The organism is Kytococcus schroeteri (genome assembly GCF_002847825.1).
Taxonomy (GTDB): Bacteria; Actinomycetota; Actinomycetes; order Actinomycetales; family Dermatophilaceae; genus Kytococcus; species Kytococcus schroeteri.
This window is the reverse complement of record NZ_PKIZ01000001.1, coordinates 13,628-31,135: the sequence shown is the minus strand read 5'-3', so window position 1 is coordinate 31,135 and position 17,508 is coordinate 13,628. Positions and strand designations below refer to the sequence as shown.

Annotated in this window: 17 protein-coding genes; 2 read left to right on the top strand and 15 right to left on the bottom strand. The window is 72.7% G+C overall.

The annotated features are described in order from the left end of the window. Positions 1-17: 17 nt before the first annotated feature. The 13 genes from CYJ76_RS00175 to pgsA all read right to left on the bottom strand — a co-directional run bounded on the left by CYJ76_RS00175 (position 18) and on the right by pgsA (position 13,395). Positions 18-2,243, bottom strand: a complete 2,226-nt coding sequence (locus CYJ76_RS00175; RefSeq protein ID WP_101848887.1) for a RelA/SpoT family protein — start codon at positions 2,241-2,243, stop codon at positions 18-20. Between the two features lie 105 nt (positions 2,244-2,348). Continuing rightward, positions 2,349-2,930: an adenine phosphoribosyltransferase gene (locus CYJ76_RS00170; protein ID WP_238138094.1), complete on the bottom strand. Its 582-nt coding sequence runs from the start codon at positions 2,928-2,930 to the stop codon at positions 2,349-2,351. Next, positions 2,927-4,123 (bottom strand): protein translocase subunit SecF, encoded by a 1,197-nt coding sequence (gene secF, locus CYJ76_RS00165; RefSeq protein WP_101848886.1) that lies wholly within the window; start codon positions 4,121-4,123, stop codon positions 2,927-2,929. Before secF ends, CYJ76_RS00170 begins: the two co-directional genes overlap by 4 nt. Then, a complete protein-coding gene (gene secD / locus CYJ76_RS00160) occupies positions 4,123-6,027 on the bottom strand; it encodes a protein translocase subunit SecD (protein WP_101848885.1) in 1,905 nt (634 codons plus the stop codon). Before secD ends, secF begins: the two co-directional genes overlap by 1 nt. Before the next feature lie 98 nt (positions 6,028-6,125). Continuing rightward, complete coding sequence (gene ruvB, locus CYJ76_RS00155) at positions 6,126-7,202, bottom strand: Holliday junction branch migration DNA helicase RuvB (RefSeq protein ID WP_101848884.1); 1,077 nt, start codon at positions 7,200-7,202, stop codon at positions 6,126-6,128. Further along, positions 7,199-7,828, bottom strand: a complete 630-nt coding sequence (gene ruvA, locus CYJ76_RS00150; protein ID WP_101848883.1) for a Holliday junction branch migration protein RuvA — start codon at positions 7,826-7,828, stop codon at positions 7,199-7,201. The genes ruvB and ruvA overlap by 4 nt, the downstream gene beginning before the upstream one ends. Next, complete coding sequence (gene ruvC / locus CYJ76_RS00145) at positions 7,825-8,451, bottom strand: crossover junction endodeoxyribonuclease RuvC (RefSeq protein ID WP_101848882.1); 627 nt, start codon at positions 8,449-8,451, stop codon at positions 7,825-7,827. The genes ruvA and ruvC overlap by 4 nt, the downstream gene beginning before the upstream one ends. Before the next feature lie 4 nt (positions 8,452-8,455). Beyond that, entirely contained in the window at positions 8,456-9,217 is a 762-nt protein-coding gene (locus tag CYJ76_RS00140; RefSeq protein WP_101848881.1) for a YebC/PmpR family DNA-binding transcriptional regulator, read from the bottom strand. A gap of 71 nt (positions 9,218-9,288) precedes the next feature. Next, the gene (gene pdxT, locus CYJ76_RS00135; RefSeq protein ID WP_070704228.1) at positions 9,289-9,981 is read right to left on the bottom strand and encodes a pyridoxal 5'-phosphate synthase glutaminase subunit PdxT; all 693 of its coding nucleotides are present in this window, start codon (positions 9,979-9,981) and stop codon (positions 9,289-9,291) included. Further along, complete coding sequence (gene pdxS / locus CYJ76_RS00130) at positions 9,978-10,874, bottom strand: pyridoxal 5'-phosphate synthase lyase subunit PdxS (RefSeq protein WP_070704230.1); 897 nt, start codon at positions 10,872-10,874, stop codon at positions 9,978-9,980. The genes pdxT and pdxS overlap by 4 nt, the downstream gene beginning before the upstream one ends. Before the next feature lie 57 nt (positions 10,875-10,931). Then, positions 10,932-11,570: a hypothetical protein gene (locus CYJ76_RS00125; RefSeq protein WP_101848880.1), complete on the bottom strand. Its 639-nt coding sequence runs from the start codon at positions 11,568-11,570 to the stop codon at positions 10,932-10,934. Then, complete coding sequence (locus tag CYJ76_RS00120) at positions 11,567-12,763, bottom strand: glycosyltransferase family 4 protein (protein ID WP_101848879.1); 1,197 nt, start codon at positions 12,761-12,763, stop codon at positions 11,567-11,569. The genes CYJ76_RS00125 and CYJ76_RS00120 overlap by 4 nt, the downstream gene beginning before the upstream one ends. Then, complete coding sequence (gene pgsA, locus CYJ76_RS00115) at positions 12,760-13,395, bottom strand: phosphatidylinositol phosphate synthase (RefSeq protein ID WP_070705610.1); 636 nt, start codon at positions 13,393-13,395, stop codon at positions 12,760-12,762. The genes CYJ76_RS00120 and pgsA overlap by 4 nt, the downstream gene beginning before the upstream one ends. A 183-nt stretch (positions 13,396-13,578) precedes the next feature. Between pgsA and CYJ76_RS00110 the strand changes: the two genes are divergently transcribed. Beyond that, entirely contained in the window at positions 13,579-13,845 is a 267-nt protein-coding gene (locus CYJ76_RS00110) for a GlsB/YeaQ/YmgE family stress response membrane protein (RefSeq protein ID WP_070705611.1), read from the top strand. A gap of 90 nt (positions 13,846-13,935) precedes the next feature. Here CYJ76_RS00110 and CYJ76_RS00105 read toward each other — a convergent pair whose 3' ends face one another. Then, on the bottom strand, positions 13,936-14,490 hold the full coding sequence (locus CYJ76_RS00105; RefSeq protein WP_101848878.1) for an HIT family protein: 555 nt from the start codon (positions 14,488-14,490) through the stop codon (positions 13,936-13,938). A 301-nt stretch (positions 14,491-14,791) separates the two neighbouring features. Between CYJ76_RS00105 and CYJ76_RS00100 the strand changes: the two genes are divergently transcribed. After that, positions 14,792-15,283 carry a C40 family peptidase gene (locus tag CYJ76_RS00100; protein WP_083323657.1) on the top strand — a complete coding sequence of 164 codons (492 nt, stop codon included), beginning with the start codon at positions 14,792-14,794 and terminating at the stop codon, positions 15,281-15,283. A 165-nt stretch (positions 15,284-15,448) separates the two neighbouring features. Here CYJ76_RS00100 and thrS read toward each other — a convergent pair whose 3' ends face one another. Further along, entirely contained in the window at positions 15,449-17,431 is a 1,983-nt protein-coding gene (thrS, locus tag CYJ76_RS00095; protein WP_101848877.1) for a threonine--tRNA ligase, read from the bottom strand. Positions 17,432-17,508 lie beyond the last annotated feature (77 nt).

Below are 17,508 nucleotides of genomic sequence, written 5' to 3'. Positions count from 1 at the left end.
CGTGACCCGCGTCGCCCTCAGGCGGCGCGGGTCACGGAGTAGATGCCGCGGATCTGCTTGAGCGTGGACACCACGTGGTCGAGATAGTCCACCTCGGCCAGCTCGAACTCCAGCCGACCGTAGGCGGTGCGCCCGTCCGGGGAGGAGAAGGCCACGTCGGAGAGCACCAGCCCCAGCTCGGCGGTCACCCGCATCACGTCGGCCAGCAGCCCCTCCCGGTCGAGTCCCTCCATGACCAGGCGCGCGGTGAACGCACCCCGCGGTCGTTCGTCCCAGGCCACACGCACCATCCTCTCCGGGCTCTGCACGAGCTGCTCCACGTTCGGGCAGTCACGGCGGTGCACCGACACGCCGCGGCCCGTGGTCACGTAGCCCACGATGTCGTCGCCCGGCACCGGCGCGCAGCACACCGCCAGGTGGCTCCACACGTCGTCCGAGCCCACGATGTGCACCGGCGCCTCGCCGGGGTGACGACGGCGCGTCGGCGCGGCCACGACATCGGCGGGAACCAGCGGCTCGGGCTCCTCCATGCCGTGGGCCTGGCGCAGCAGCTCGATGACGTGCTCCACCGAGGCACGCCGCTCCCCCACGGCCTGGAACACGCCGTCCCGGTCGTGCACGCTGAGCTTCTCCACCACCGGCTGCAGGGCCTCCGGGCGGGTCCACTGCTTGACCGGCAGGTCGGCCTTGCGCAGGGCGCGCACGAGCATGTCGTGGCCGGCGGCGGTCATTTCCGCCTTGCGCTCCCGGCTGAACCACTGCTTGATCTTGGACCGGGCCCGGGGCGTGGCCACGAAGGTGAACCAGTCGCGCGAGGGTCCGGCCCCCTCGCCCTTGGCGGTGAGGATCTCCACCGAGTCGCCGTTGGCCAGCTGGGTGTCCAGCGGCACCATCCGGCCGTTGACCTTGGCGCCCACCGCCTTGTGCCCCACGTCGGTGTGGATGGCGTAGGCCATGTCCACCGGGGTCGAGCCCTGGGCCAGCGACACGATCTTGCCCTTGGGCGTGAAGACGAAGACTTCCGGGGAGGAGATCTGGAAGCGCAGCGTGTCCATGAAGTCCTCGCTGCTGGCGTCCACCGCGAGGTCCATGGTCTCCCGGAGCCACGAGAGGTCCTGGGTGGAGCGCTGCGGCTGCTCGCCCTGCTTGTAGCGCCAGTGCGCGGCCACGCCGTACTCGGCCAGGCGGTGCATGTCGTGCGTGCGGATCTGGATCTCCACCGGCTTGCCGCCGGTGCCCATCACCGTGGTGTGCAGCGACTGGTAGCCGTTGCCCTTGGGGGTGGCGATGTAGTCCTTGATGCGGTTGGGCAGCGGGGTGAACATCGAGTGCACCAGGCCCAGGGCGTGGTAGCAGTCCGAGACGTCCTGCACGAGGATGCGCAGGGCCACGAGGTCGTGGATGTCCTCGAAGGCCCGGCCGCGCACCGTCATCTTCTGGTAGATCGACCAGTAGTGCTTCTCGCGCCCGGTGATGACGCCCGGCAGCCGGGCCTCGGCCATGGCGCCCTCGAGGCGCTGGCGGATCTCCCCCAGGTACTTCTCGCGCTCCGGCGCGGCGGCGGCCACCTGCCGCACCACGGCCTCGTACACCTCGGGCTGGCTGAAGCGGAAGGACAGGTCCTCCAGCTCCCACTTGACGGCGTTCATGCCCAACCGGTGCGCCAGCGGGGTGTAGATGTCCAGGGTCTCCACGGCCTTGCGGCGGGCACTGGCCGCCGAGACGTAGCGCCAGGTGCGCGCGTTGTGCAGCCGGTCGGCCAGCTTGATGACCAGCACCCGGATGTCCTTGGACATGGCCACGACCATCTTGCGCACGGTCTCGGCCTGCGCACTGTCGCCGTACTCCACCTTGTCGAGCTTGGTGACGCCGTCCACGAGCAGGGCGATCTCCGGGCCGAAGTCGGCCTCCAGCTGCTCCTGGCTGTAGGGCGTGTCCTCCACCGTGTCGTGGAGCAGGGCGGCGGCCACCGTGGAGGCGTCCATACCGAGGTCGGCCAGCAGGCCGGCCACGGCCACCGGGTGGGTGATGTACGGGTCCCCGCTCTTGCGGACCTCGCCCTCGTGCGCCCGGGCGGCGACCTGGTAGGCGCGTTCCACCACCGAGAGGTCGGCCTTGTCGCCGCGCTGGCGCAGGCGGCGCATGAGGGGGGCCAGCTCGGGGGTGTCGGTGCGGGAGGTCCCCAGTCGGGCCAGGCGTTCGCGCACGGTCCAGCCCGTCGTGGGGCGCGTCTGCTGGCTCATGTCGGGATGATACGCGGCGTCACACCCTCACCGGTGCCGACGTGACGCAACGGACAGGGCCACACCGGCGGGTGCCGGCAGGGCCCTGGGTGCGGTGGGGTGGTCTCACTCCTGGACGAGCAGGCTCACCACGTCCACCCCCACGTCCTCCAGCGCGGCGCGACCGTCGAGGAAGCCGAGCTCCAGCACCACCTCGACGCCGGCGACCTCCGCCCCGGCCTCGCGCACGAGCTGCACGCAGGCGGCCGCGGTGCCGCCGGTGGCCAGCACGTCGTCCACCACGAGCACGCGGTCACCGGGCTGCAGGGCGCCGGTGTGCACCTCGATGGTGGCCGTGCCGTACTCGAGGGTGTAGCTGGCCGAGAGGGTCTCGCCGGGCAGCTTGCCGGCCTTGCGCACGGGCACGAAGCCCACGCCCATCGCATAGGCCATGGCCGCGCCCAGGATGAACCCCCTGGCCTCGATGCCCACCACGACGTCCACCGACCCGGCGCGGCGGCGCACCACGTCGTGCACCACCACACGGCTGGCGTGCGGGTCGCGCAGCAGCGGGGTGAAGTCCTTGAACACCACGCCCGGCTGCGGGAAGTCCGGGATGTCGTCGAGGCGCGAGGCCACGAGCTCGGTGAGGGCCTCGCCCTGCGGCAGCTCCTCGGCGCCCTGGGCGCCGTGCACCGGGGCGCTCACTGGGAGCCCCAGGCGGCGGGGTGGCGGGGACGACCGGTGGCGATGGTGCGCCCCTCACCCGTGGAGGGGGCCCCGGCGGCCACCGGCACGGCGGTCGTCGCCGCATCGGGGCCCGCCACGGTGTCGCCGTCGCCGTCCTCGGCCTCCGGCGAGGCACCGGCCGGGGCGGCCGCCGCCTCGCGCTTGCGGGCGATGATGGCCTGCGCCCGCGCGCGCTGGCGCTGGCGCACCTCGGCGTCGTGGGCGCGGATGCCCGGCTCGCCCTGACGCAGCTGCACGAGCAGCGGCGTGGCGATGAAGATCGACGAGAAGGTGCCCACCGCGATGCCGATGAACAGGGCCAGCGAGAGGTCCAGCAGCGTGCCCGGACCCAGCTTGCCGAAGCCCACCGCGAGGATGGCCGCCACCGGCAGCAGCGCCACCACCGAGGTGTTGATGGAGCGCACCAGCGTCTGGTTGACGGCCGTGTTGGCCGCCTGGGCGTAGGTGCGGTTCTTGTGCTTCATCGCGTCGTCGACGTTCTCGCGCAGCTTGTCGAACACCACCACGGTGTCGTAGAGCGAGTAGCCGAGGATGGTGAGGAAGCCGATGACCGAGGCCGGGGAGACCTCGAAACCGGCCAGCGCGAAGGCGCCGACGGTGAACACGAGGTCGTGGAGCAGGGCCACCAGGGCTGCCAGCGCCATCTTCCAGGTGCGGAAGTACAGGGCCAGCACGAGCGAGACCAGGCCGAGGAAGACACCCAGGGCGATCACGGCCTTGCGGCTGACCTCCTTGCCCCAGGACGGACCCACCAGGGAGCCGGCCACGTCCTTGGCGGGCACGTCGAACTCCTGCGCCAGGGCGCTGCGGGCCTTGTCCAGGCCCGTCGAGCCGCCCTCGAGGCTGCCGGTCTGCACGCGGACCGTCTCGCCGCCGATGACGCTGGAGCGCACCGTCTCCCCGGCGCCCACCTGGGCGTCGAGCGCCCGGGCCGCACGGGCCTCGTAGTCCGTGGTGTCGCTCACCCCGGCCACCCGGAAGTCCGAGCCGCCGGTGAACTCCAGGCCCAGGTTGAGGCCGCGGCCGAACAGGCCGAGCAGCGAGAGCGCCAGGAGCACCGCCGAGACCGTGTACCAGAGCTTGCGGCGGCCGACGAAGTCGAACTGGCGGCGGCCGGTGTGCAGGTCGTTGCCGAACTGTGCGAAACCCATCAGAGAGCGGCCTCCGTGGTCGTGCCGGTGGTCGGCGGGGTGTCGGGCAGGGAACGCACCCGGCCCCGGCCCACGTAGGTGGTGCGGCGGGCACCCAGGCTCTCGGGGTTCATGCCCGAGAGCTTGTGGCCGTCACCGAAGAAGCGGGTCTGCGCCAGCAGCGTCACCACCGGGTGGGTGAAGAGCATGACCACCACGAGGTCGATGATGGTGGTGAGCCCCAGCATGAACGCGAAGGCCTTCACGTTGGCCTCGCTGAGCAGGTAGAGGATCACCGCTGCGAGCAGGTTCACCGCGTCCGAGATGAGGATCGTGCGGCGTGCACGGGCCCAGCCGGTGTCCACGGCGTTGCGCAGCGGCCGCCCCTCGCGCACCTCGTCGCGGACGCGCTCGAAGTACACGATGAAGGAGTCCGCGGTCACACCGATGGCCACGATGAGGCCGGTGATGCCGGCCATCGTGAGGCGCAGGTTGTACTGCCAGCCCAGGAGCACCACCGCGAGGTAGGCCAGCAGGGCGGCCAGCGCGAGGGAGGCCAGGGTGACCAGGCCCAGGGCGCGGTACTGGAAGAGCGAGTAGACGGCCACCAGGGCCAGGCCGATCACGCCGGCCCAGATGCCCCAACGCAGCTGCTCGTCACCCAGGGTGGGGCTGATCTGCTCGGAGGACTGGAGCTTGAACGAGAACGGCAGGGCACCGAACTTCAGCTGGTCGGCCAGGGCCTTGCCCTCCTCGGCGGTGAAGTCGCCAGTGATGGAGGCCTGGCCGTTGGTGATGACCTGGTTCATGCCCGGGGCGGAGATGACCTCGCCGTCGAGCAGCATCGCGAACCGGTTGTACGGCGAGTCCTTGGGCTGGGCGGCCATGACCGCCGAGAGGTCGGCGAAGGTGTCGGCGGCCTTGCCGTCCAGCTCGAGGCTCACGGCGATCTTGCCGGTGGGCTGACCCTGCTGGTTGGTCTCCGGGCCGGAGGAGGCGTCGGCGATGCTCGAACCCTCGATGCGGGTGGGGCTGAGCAGGAACTTCTCGGTACCGGTGGGGTCACAGGCCACCACGAAGTCGTCGTCGCCGGCGGACTGGGCCTCCTCGCGGGTCTTGTCCGTGCCGCAGTCGTAGCTGTCGAAGCGCTTCTGCACGGCGGCCGGGATGGTGATGTCCTTGCCGTGCGGCGTGCCGTCGCCCTGCGCGGGCTGCTGCGCGTCGTCCGAGCCCGTCGGGGCCGGCGAGGAGGCGGCGTCCCCGGAACCCTGCGAGGCCGAGGCGCTCGGAGCCGCCTTGTCGGACGCCTTGCCCGAGTCCTTGCCCGACGACGAGGCGCTGGAGTCCTTCGAGGAGTCGGTGGCCTTCGGCGACGACTGGGCCGGCCACACGCCCTCGGCGATGGTGGCCGGGGCGCTCGAGCCGCCCGTCGACCCCTTGCCCGACTCCTTGCCGGAGGCCTTGCCGTCCTTCGACGAGCTGCCCTCGTAGCCCGGGAGGTTCTTGGGGTTCTTCGGCGCCGGGGCACCGGACTCCACGGCCAGCACCTCGCGGAAGGTCATGCGGCTCGAGGCCTGCAGCGACTCGATGACCGCCGGGTCGGGGGTACCGGGCATGGCCACGGAGATGTTGCGGCCACCCAGGGTGGTCACCTCCGCCTCGGCCACGCCGGAGCCGTCCACGCGCTGCCGGATGATGTTCACGGCCTGGTCCACCTGGCCGCTGGTCACCTGACCGCCCTCGACGGCCGGCTCGAGGATGAGCTGCTGCCCGCCCTCGAGGTCCAGCCCGAGCATCGGGGTCAGGGACGCCTGCGGCTTGGCGAAGAGGTGGGCGGCGCCCAGGCCTCCGAACAACAGCATCAGGAGCAGCAGCAGCGTCAGCAGGGTGTTCACGGCCTTGGCCCGCTGGGCACGCATGTTCATCGGCGCACCCCCAAGCGGGCCCGTTCGCGCGGCATGGGCATCGACTTACCTCGGTTCGTGGGTTGGGGCCGCCCCCTCGGGCACGGCGGGGAGTGAGTCTAGGCGAGGGGCGCCGGGTGGCCGAAGCGACCCGCGGGTGGCGGCGGTTCGTCGCCCAGGTGGCGCCAGGCCGCGGGGGTCGCGGCACGCCCCCGGGGGGTCCGCACCACGAAACCCTCGCGCACCAGGTAGGGCTCGGCCACGGTCTCCACGGTGTCGGGCTCCTCCCCCACGGCCACGGCCAGCGTGGTCAGGCCCACCGGGCCGCCGTCGAAGCGGCGGCACAGCGCCTCCAGGACCGCGCGGTCCAGCCGGTCCAGGCCCTGCAGGTCGACGTCGAAGAGGTCCAGGGCCTCCCGCGAGGCCTCGGCGTCCACCACCTGGCGGCCGTGCACCTGGGCCCAGTCCCGGACGCGCCGCAGCAACCGGTTGGCGATGCGGGGCGTGCCCCGGGACCGGCCGGCGATCTCCGCGATGCCCCGGGTCTCGGCCTGCACGCCCAGCTTGCGGGCGTTCACGGTGAGGATCGTGGCCAGGTCCTCGGCCGCGTAGTAGTCGAGGTGCCCGGTGAACCCGAAGCGGTCGCGCAGCGGCGCGGGCAGCAGCCCCGAGCGCGTGGTGGCGCCCACCACGGTGAACGGCGGCAGTTCCAGCGGGATGGCGGTGGCCCCGGGGCCCTTGCCCACCACCACGTCCACGCGGAAGTCCTCCATGGCCAGGTAGAGCATCTCCTCGGCGGCCCGCGACATGCGGTGGATCTCGTCGAGGAAGAGCACCTCCCCCTCGGCCAGCGAGGAGAGGATGGCGGCCAGGTCGCCGGCGTGCTGGATGGCCGGTCCGGAGGTGATGCGGATCGGCGCGCCCATCTCGGCGGCCACGATCATGGCCAGCGTCGTCTTGCCCAGCCCGGGCGGCCCGGAGAGCAGGATGTGGTCGGCCGGCGCGCCCCGGCGGCGGGCGGCCTCGAGCACCAGGTGCAGCTGGTCGCGCACCCGGTCCTGCCCGGCGAGGTCGGCCAGGCGCCGCGGGCGCAGAGCGGCGTCGAGGCCGGCGTCCTCCCCCGCCGCCGCGGGGTCCACGATGCGGGGGGCGGCCTCGGGCCCGGCGTCCGCCGAACGGTCCCAGGGGTCGGTCACGACGACGCCTCCCGGAGGGCCTCGCGCAGCAGCTCCGGCAGCGCGGGCACCGGGTCGTCCCCCTCGTGACGCGCGACGACCGCGTCGGTGGCGCGGGTGGCCTGGGCGGTGTTCCACCCCAGCCCCTCCAGGGCCTCGCGCACCTGCCCGGCCCACGCCGGCCCGTCGGCCGCCGCGGTGGGCGCCGGGTCGACCACAGCCACCTCGCCCTCGGCGCCGACGGGCACCGCGGGCAGCTTTCCGGCGAGCTCCAGCACCAGCCGCTGTGCCCCCTTCTTCCCGATGCCGGGCACGCTCGTCAGCGCGGCCAGGTCCTCGGCCGCCACTGCCCGGGCCAGCTCGGCCGGGGAGAGCACGGCCACCAGCGCCAGCGCCAGGCGCGGCCCCACGCCGGAGACCGACTGCACGGTCTCGAACACCTCCCGGGTGTCGTCGTCGAGGAAGCCGTACAGGGTCATCGAGTCCTCGCGCACCACGAGCGAGGTCGCCAGGCGGGCCGGCTGCCCGGTGCGCAGCTCGGCCGACACCTGCGGGGGCACCAGGACACGCCGGCCCACGCCGCCGGTCTCCAGCACGACGTGGTCCAGGCCCACGTGGGCCACGGTTCCCTCCAAGGAGACGATCACGGGGTCCTCCTGCTCGTTCGGGCCTTCTGCTCTGCCGCGCGCCACCGCTCGGCGGACCGCGCCCGGGCCTCGGACTGGGCGGCCACGGCCGCGTCCCAGCGCGCGCCGGTGCGGCGACCGGTGCCGGCCGCCGCGGCCAGCTGCCGCTCTCCCCCGCCGCGCCACACCTGGGCGATGCCCAGCGCGAGCGCGTCGGCGGCGTCCGCCGGGCGGGGCGGGGTGTCCAGCGCCAGGATGCGCGTCACCATCGCGGTGACCTGCTCCTTGCCCGCCCGGCCGTTGCCGCACACGGCGGCCTTCACCTCGCTCGGGGTGTGCTGGCCCACCTCCACCCCGGCGCGCGCGGCGGCCACCAGCGCGACCCCGCTGGCCTGGACGGTTCCCATGATGGTGCTCACGTCCGACCGGGCGAAGATGCGCTCCACCGCCACCGCGTCCGGCTGATAGCGCTCGATCCACTCCTCGATGCGGCGGCTCACCGCCAGGAGGCGCTGCTCGGGCAGGGCGTCAGTGTTGGTGCGGGCCACGTCGACCGCCACCATCCGCAGCGCACCCCCGCGGCGGCCCTCGACGACGCCCAGGCCGCACCGCGTGAGGCCGGGGTCGACGCCGAGGACCCGCACCGGGTCAGTCCTCGGAGTCGAGCTCGGCCAGCACCGCGTCCGGCACGTCGGCGGCGGCGTAGACCTCCTGCACGTCGTCGCAGTCCTCGAGCGCGTCGATGAGGCGGAACAGCTTGCGCGCCCCCTCGGCGTCCAGCTCGATCGGGGTGATCGGCAGCATCTTCACGTCGGCGGAGTCGTAGTCGACGCCCGCCTCCTGCAGCGCGGTGCGCACGGGGACCATGTCCGACGGCTCGGTGGTCACCTCGAAGCCGGCCTCGCCCATGTCGGTGAGCTCCTCGGCGCCGGCCTCCAGGACGATCTCCATGAGCTCGTCCTCGGACTTCTCACCGGCGGGCACCACGACCACGCCCTTGCGGTGGAAGTTGAAGGCCACCGAGCCGGAGTCGGCCATCTGGCCGCCGTTGCGGGTGAGCGCGGTGCGCACCTCCATGACGGCGCGGTTCTTGTTCTCGCTCAGGCACTCGATGATGAGGCCCACGCCGCCGGGGGCGTAGCCCTCGTAGGTCAGCGTCTGGTAGTCCGCGCCACCGCCCTCGGCACCGGAGCCGCGCTTCACCGCACGGTCGATGTTGTCATTGGGCACCGAGCTCTTCTTGGCCTTCTGGATGGCGTCGAACAGGGACGGGTTGCCCGCCGGGTCGCCGCCGCCGGTGCGGGCGGCCACCTCGATGTTCTTGATCAGCTTGGCGAAGAGCTTGGCACGCTTGGCGTCGATCGCCGCCTTCTTGTGCTTGGTCGTTGCCCACTTGGAGTGACCGGCCACGGTGCTCCCTCTGCTCGGTACGAAAGGTCTGGTTGCAGCGGGCCATCCTAACGACCCGTGGTGCGGCTGCCTCAGTCGCGGGCGGCGCGCACCATCTCCACGAAGTACTCGTGGACGCGGCGGTCGCCGGTGACCTCGGGGTGGAAGGAGGTGGCCAGCAGGGCGCCCTGGCGCACGGCCACCACCCGCTCGGCGGCCGCCGGCTCGGGGTGCTCGCCGTCCACCGGGTCGGTGCGCGGCACGCGGGCCAGGACCTCGACGCCCTCGCCCACCTCCTCGACCCACGGGGCCCGGATGAACACGGCGTGCACCAGCTCGGTGGTGCCCTCGCGCAGGGCGGGAACGGGCAGGTGGGTCTCGAAGGAGTCCACCTGGCGACCGAAGGCGTTGCGCCGGACCGTCATGTCGATGCCGCCGAGCGTCTGCTGCTCGGGGTGCCCGTCGAGCACCCGGTCGGCCAGCATGATCATCCCCGCGCAGGAACCGTAGACCGGCATGCCCGCGGCGATGCGCTCGAGCAGCGGCTCGCGCAGCCCGAACAGGCGGGTGAGCTTGTCCATGACGGTGGACTCCCCGCCCGGGACGACCAGACCGTCCACCGCGGCGAGCTCCTGGGGACGGCGCACCGCGACGGTCCGCGCGCCGCTGGCCTCCAGCGCGTGCACGTGCTCGCGCACGTCGCCCTGGACGGCCAGCACGCCCACCAGCGGCGCTCCCCCGTCGTGGGACGAGGGAGCGCCGTGGGTGTGGTCGGTCGCGCTCACCAGCCGCGCTCGGCGAGGCGGTGGGGCTCGGCGATGCCCTCGACGTTGAGGCCCACCATCGCCTCGCCCAGACCGCGGGAGACCTCGGCGATCTTGGCCGGGTCGTCGTGGAAGGTGGTGGCCTGGACGATGGCCTTGGCGCGCTCGGCGGGGTTGCCGGACTTGAAGATGCCCGAGCCCACGAAGACGCCCTCGGCGCCCAGCTGCATCATCATCGCGGCGTCGGCCGGGGTGGCGATGCCGCCGGCGGTGAACAGCACGACCGGCAGCTTGCCGTTCTGCGCCACCTCCTTGACCAGCTCGTAGGGGGCCTGCAGCTCCTTGGCGGCCACGTACAGCTCGTCCTCGGCCAGCGTGGTGAGGCGGTTGATCTCGGCGCGGATGGTGCGCATGTGGGTGGTGGCGTTGGACACGTCGCCGGTGCCGGCCTCGCCCTTGGAGCGGATCATGGCCGCGCCCTCGGTGATGCGGCGCAGGGCCTCGCCCAGGTTGGTGGCGCCGCAGACGAAGGGCACGTCGAAGGCGAACTTGTCGATGTGGTTGGCGTAGTCGGCCGGGGTGAGCACCTCGGACTCGTCCACGTAGTCGACGCCGAGGGACTGCAGCACCTGCGCCTCGACGAAGTGGCCGATGCGGGCCTTGGCCATCACCGGGATCGACACCGCCTCGATGATGCCGTCGATGAGGTCGGGGTCGCTCATGCGCGCCACGCCGCCCTCGGTGCGGATGTCCGCGGGGACGCGCTCGAGAGCCATCACCGCCACGGCGCCGGCATCCTCGGCGATGCGGGCCTGCTCGGGGGTGACCACGTCCATGATCACGCCGCCCTTGAGCATCTCGGCCATGCCGCGCTTCACACGGGCGGTGCCGGTGGTGGGGTTCTGCTCAGTCACGTCGATGTGCCTTTCGCTGTGCTGGGGGGACGCCTCCGGGCGCGGAGGGCCGGTCCCTCAGTCTACGTCGCGCTCACCGTCGGCCGAGCGCAGGTACGGGACGTCGTCCTCCACCTCCAGCGGCTCGGGGCGGCTCACCCCGCGCGAGAGCCCCAGGAGGCGCGCGGTGCGGCCGTCCACGATGTGACGGGTGGCCCGCACCTCCTCGTTGTGGTGCAGCCGCTGGGCGTGCACCCGCTCCGACGCGCGGGCGAGGGCCTGCTTGGCGGCCAGGCGCTGCGGTCCGAGCTCCCCGCCGCTGGCGCCCCCGCTGCCGTGGCGCTGGTGGAAGGCGCGACGCAGGGCCTCGGTGAGGTGCTCCTCGGCCTCGAGCCGGTCGGGGCCCATGACCTCGCCGGGGCCGGCGGCGTCGCAGGCGTCCAGCACGTCGCCCACGGTGCGCAGCACGATGACCGCGCTGGCCGGGTCGAGGCAGCCGATGCTGGCGAACTCGCGGGCGGCCAGGGCGCGGCGCATCAGGGCCGCGTCCAGCGCGGCCCGCGAGGCCTCGATGCGGGCGTGGGCCTCCCGCGCCCGGCCTGCCGCCCGGGCACGCCAGAGCAGCACCGCCCCCACGGCGAGCACCAGCAGGGCCACCAGGGTGCCTGCGCCGACCGCCCGCACCAGGGCCGTCGGGTCCAGATCTCGAGCGGTCACGCCCGGACCACCTCCTCGTAGACGTGCATGACCTCGCGTCCCACCACCTGCCAGTCGAAGCGGGCGGCCCGTTCCACCGAGGCCCGGCGCATCCGTGCGCGCAGGCCGGGGTCGAGCACCACCTCCTCGAGGACCCGGGCCAGGTCGTCGGCGTCACCGGCGCGGAAGTGCAGGCCCGCCCCGTCGAGCACCGATCGGTAGGCCGGCAGGTCGCTGGCCACCACCGGCGCCCCGGCGGCCATGGCCTCCACGAGCGTCACACCGAAGTTCTCCCCCTGCACCTGGGGCGCCACCATGAGCGACACGCTCCGCATCAGGGACGCCTTGTCGGCCTCGCTGAGCTCCCCCAGCCACACCAGCGAGGTGCGCAGGTGGGGGAACTCCTGGTCCACCACCCGGCGGGCGGCGGGCTGCCCGGGACCGGCCACGAAGACGCGCGCCCCCGGGGTGCGCTGCACGATCCCCGGGAGGGCCTCCAGCAGGGTCCGCAGGCCCTTGCGGTGCTCGCTGGACCGACCGATGAACGTGATGGTGGGGCGCCCCGGCCCCTCGGACCACGGCGCCCGGGGTGGCGGGTCGGTGAAGCGGGAGACGCGTACCCCGGTGGGGATGACGCGGGGCTCCACCCCGAGGCACTCGCGCACGGACCGCCGGGTGGGGCGCGAGACGGCGATGGAAGCCGCCACCGGGCGCAGCACCTGCTGGGTCAGCGGCAGCACCTGGCGCAGGGAGTGCCCCGGCTTGAAGGCGCTGTGGTGGGTGGCCACCATCGGCAGGCGGTCGCGCACCACGTCGGCCGCGGTCAGGGAGAGGCTCGGCGCCATGGGCTCGTGGAGGTGCACCAGGTCCGGGGCCACGTCCCGCACCCAGTCACCCACCGCGCGGCGTGCACCGCGGCCGGTGGTCACGTGCGAGGCCGACCAGGCGTAGGGCACGGCCAGCGCCCCGGGCACCACGGTCAGGCCCACCGAGGGCGGGAGGCCCCAGGTGCCGGCCGCGAGCGGGGACAGCGGGGCGTCCTCCTCGGCCCGGCAGGCGCGGCGCAGAGCCGCCCCGGACCCGGCCACGGGGGCGAGCACGCTCACGCGGTGGCCGGCTGCGTCCAGGGTGGAGGCCAGGTCCCGCACGTGGGCCTGCACACCACCGGGCATGTCCACCGGGTAGGGGCACACCAGTCCGATGTGGCGCCTCACACCAGCTCCCGCCGGGCGGTGGCCACCCGGTGCGCGACCGTGAGCAGGCTGGCGGCCAGGAGCACCCCCATCGAGAGGGTGAGGAGAACGACCGGCAGGCCCAGGCCCACCAGCCCCGTGGTCACCAGCACGAGCAGCAGCCGCTCGGCCCGCTCGGCCGGGCCCCCGTCGGCGCGGACGCCCAGCCCCTCGGCACGGGCCCGCGCGTAGCTGACCAGGAAGCCGGCCACCAGCGAACCGAGCGTCAGGGCGCCCAGCACCCCGGCGTGGTCGGCCGGGAGCACGGGGTCGCTGCCGGTGCCCGCCACCCGCAGGGCCCACCAGGCGATGCCGAGCAGCACCGCGGCGTCCCCGACCCGGTCGCAGGTGGAGTCGAGGAAGGCCCCCCACGGCCGGGAGCGCTCCTGCTGGCGGGCCATCGCGCCGTCCAGCAGGTCGGAGAGCACGAAGAGGGTCACCACGAGGGTCCCGGCGAGGAACTGCCCGCGGGGGAAGAACCACAGGGACGCCACCACGACGCCCAGCAGGCCACCCACGGACACCGCGTCGGGTCCCAGGCCGGCGCGCAGGAGCGCTCGGGCGAGGGGGTCCACGACGCGCGCGAGGGCGGGGCGGGCATGACGGCTCAACATGGCGCTCAGAGCCTAGTCCGCCGCCGCGGCACGCCGGTCGGCGCGTCCGCGGGACGGCCCCGGGCCCATTCCCCTCGACAGGAAATCACGGCCGCGAGGTCCTAGAGTCGGTGCAAGCGCCCTCCGACTGCCCACTCGGGCAGTCACCTTCCCCTCCGAGGGCACTGACGAAAGGAGTCCCTCATGTGGACCATCATCGCGTGGATCATCGTCGGCGGTGTCGCCGGCTGGATCGCCAGCAAGATCATGGGCACGGACGCCTCCATGGGCATCCCGGCCAACGTCATCACCGGTGTCGTGGGTGCCGGCCTGTTCGGCTTCCTCTGGAACATCCTGTTCGCTGACGGCAACTTCATGGACCGCCCGTTCAGCATCCCGAGCTTCCTGGCCTCCATCGTGGGTGCCTGCCTGCTGCTGTTCATCGTGGGCAAGCTCACGCACCGTCGCTGAGCCGGTCACCCACTCGCGTGGGCCCCGTCGGACACGGTCCGGCGGGGCCCTCGCACGTTCCGGGCACCTCTCAGACGTGCCGCGCGCCCGTCACGCGGCGTGGTCGTCCCAGGCGGCCGACAACTTGGCGCGGGTGTCCTCGAGCAGCTCGGGCAGGGCACGCGTCCGGGCCACCACGGGGAAGAAGTTGGAGTCCCCCGACCAGCGCGGCACCACGTGCTGGTGGAGGTGCTCGGCCACCCCGGCTCCGGCCACGGACCCCTGGTTCATGCCGAGGTTGAAGCCGTGGCACCCCGAGGCCGCGCGCAGCGTGCGCATGGCCTGCTGCGTCATCGCGCTGAACTCCGCCAGGGCCTCGTCGGCGATGTCGAGGTACTCCGGCACGTGCGCATAGGGGCACACGAGCAGGTGGCCGGGGTTGTACGGGAAGAGGTTGAGGGCCACGAAGCAGTGCGTCCCGCGGGCCACCACCAGGCCACTGGCGTCGTCCTTGCGCGGGGCCTCGCAGAAGGGACACCCCCGGGGCTCGCCTCCCCGCGCGGGATTGGCCTCCAGGTAGGCCATCCGGTGGGGCACCCACAGGCGCTGGAAGCCGTCCTGCACACCGGGCAGGTCGGCGCTCGACTCGGACGGGTCGGTCGTCATGGGTGGAGGCTACCGACGCCGCTCCAGCCCGTGGGTGGAGACGCGCCCTCCCCCCATGGGTTGACCTCCCCGGAGAGCGTGCCCTACGTTGTCCACGCCCCCGATCCCTTGCGGGGGTGACGACGTCGCGCTGAGTCCCGCCACGACGCCGTTGATGTCCGACGAAAGTCGATGGCGGGAACGGGGTACCCACAACTGACGGCCTCCAGCCGTCTCGGGGTGAAGCCAGGTGTCCCCCTGGCCGGTTTCACAGGAGCCGAACCCGACAGGTCATACTCCGCAAGCGATCCTGAGATCCCTCATGTCTGCAACGACCTTCGAGATGCCTGCCGTCGCGACCCGTCGCTCCGTGCTCACCGGGACGGCTGCGGCCGCCGTCGGTGCGGCCGCCGTGACGGTCGGTGGGGCCACGGGTGCCAGCGCCCTGACCCGCACGTCGCGCCGCAACATCTACCGCACCGCCCGTACCCAGGAGGGCAAGCCGTACGTGTACGGCGCCAACGGCCCCTCCGCCTACGACTGCTCCGGCCTGGTGCAGTGGGCGTACAAGCGCCACGGCATCACCCTGCCGCGCTCCGCCGCCACCCAGTACCGTCGCGCCAAGGCCATCTCGCGCCGCAACGCGACGCTCGGCGACATGCTGTTCGTCGGCAACTACAACCACGCCTCGCACGTGGGCTTCTACGTGCCGTGGAACGGCCGCAACTACATCTTCCACGCCCCGCGTCCGGGCCGTCGCGTCGTCTGCGACCGCATCTGGACCTGGCGCTACACCACCCGCCGCTTCTACTGAGCAGCGGGTCCTCGTCACCGACGAGGACGTGACATCGGGAAGGCCCCCACCGGACGGTGGGGGCCTTCTCACGTCAGGGGGCACGCAGCGGCAGGCGCCCGCCGGGTCCTGCGCCGGCGGGCGCCCCGCGCTCAGGGGGTCCTGCGCCGGCGGGGCGCCCTGCGCTCAGGCCTGGGCGCGCGTGTCGATCGCCTCGCGGATGCGGGCGATGGCCTCGGCCACCGGCACACCGTTCTCCTGCGAGCCGTCACGGAAGCGGAAGGACACCGCCCCGGCGTCCCGGTCCTCCCCACCGGCGATGAGGGTGAAGGGCACCTTGGAGGTGCTCGCGTTGCGGATCTTCTTGGGGAAGCGGTCGTCGCTGTCGTCGAGCTCCGTGCGGATGCCCTGCGCCTTCATCTGGTCGAGGACCTCCCGCAGGTAGGGGGTGAACTCCTCGGCCACCGGCACACCGAGCACCTGGGTGGGCGCCAGCCACACCGGGAACTGCCCGGCGTAGTGCTCGATGAGCACGCCGATGAAGCGCTCGATGGAACCGAACTTGGCCGAGTGGATCATCACCGGGCGCTCCCGGCCACCGTCGGCCGAGGAGTACTCCAGACCGAAGCGCTCCGGCTGGTTGAAGTCGTACTGGATGGTCGACATCTGCCAGGTGCGGCCGATGGCGTCGCGCGCCTGCACGGAGATCTTCGGGCCGTAGTACGCGGCACCGCCCGGGTCCGGCACGAGCTCGAGCCCGGTCGACTCGGCCACCTCGCGCAGCACGGAGGTGGCCTTCTCCCACTGCTCGTCGGTGCCGATGAACTTGTCCTTCTTGTCGCCCTCCTCGTCACGCGTGGAGAGCTCCAGGTAGTAGTCGTCCAGCCCGAAGTCCCGCAGCAGGGAGAGCACGAAGTCCAGCAGGTGGCGGATCTCGCCGGGCGCCTGCTCCTCGGTGACGTAGGAGTGCGAGTCGTCCTGGGTGATCATCCGCACGCGCGTGAGGCCCTGCAGCACACCGGACTTCTCGTTGCGGTACACCGTGCCGAACTCGAAGAAGCGCAGCGGCAGGTCACGGTAGGAGCGCTGCTCGCTGCGGTAGATGAGGTTGTGCATCGGGCAGTTCATGGCCTTGACGCGGTAGGCCTGCCCGTCGTCGTCGAGCTCCGGCATCATGCCGTCCGCGTAGTACGGCAGGTGCCCGGAGGTGTGGAAGAGCTGCTCCTTGGCCAGGTGGGGCGTGGTGACGTACTGGAACCCCTCCTCGATGTGGCGCTTGTAGACGTAGTCCTCCATCGCCTTGCGCAGGGCACCGCCCTTGGGGTGGAAGACCGGCAGGCCGGGGCCCACCTCCTCGGGGAAGCTGAAGAGCCCCATCTGCGCGCCGAGCTTGCGGTGGTCGCGGCGCTCGGCCTCGGCCAGGCGCTCCTGGTAGGCCTTGAGCTCGTCCTTGGACGGCCACGCCGTGCCGTAGACGCGCTGCAGCTGCGGGTTCTTCTCCGAGCCGCGCCAGTAGGCCGCCGCCGAGCGGGTGAGCGCGAAGCCGTTGCCGATGAGCTTGGTGCTGGGCAGGTGCGGCCCGCGGCACAGATCGCCCCAGGCCACGGAGCCGTCCCGCTTCACGTTGTCGTAGATGGTCAGCTGCGCGCCGCCCACCTCGGCCGAGGCGCCGTCGGCGGCCTCCTCGGCCGCCCCGCCCTTGAGACCCACCAGCTCGCACTTGTACGGCTCGGCGGCCAGCTCCTCGAGGGCGTCGGCGTCGCTGATCTCGCGGCGCACGAAGGTCTGGCCCTCCTTGACGATGCGCTGCATGGCCTTGGAGAGCTTCTTGAGATCCTCGGGCGTGAACGGCTCGGCCACGTCGAAGTCGTAGTAGAAGCCGTCGGTGATGGGCGGTCCGATGCCGAGCTTGGCCTCGGGGAACTCCTGCTGCACCGCCTGGGCCAGCACGTGGGCCGTCGAGTGGCGCAGGATGTCCAGCCCGTCGGGCTCGCTGATGAGCACGGCCTCCACGACGTCGCCGTCAGCCACCTCGCGGTACAGGTCGCGCAGCTCGCCGTTGACGCGGGTGGCCACGACGGCGCGGTCCTCGCCGAACAGGTCGGTGCCAGTGGTCCCCGTCTCGGCCGTACGGGGTTCGCCGTTCACGGTCAGACTGATGGGGGCCATGACTGCTCCTGTCCGTGCAGCGCGTGCTGCATCTCGATGGGGTGTGGCGCGCGGGATTCCGCGCGCCCGCGCAGTCT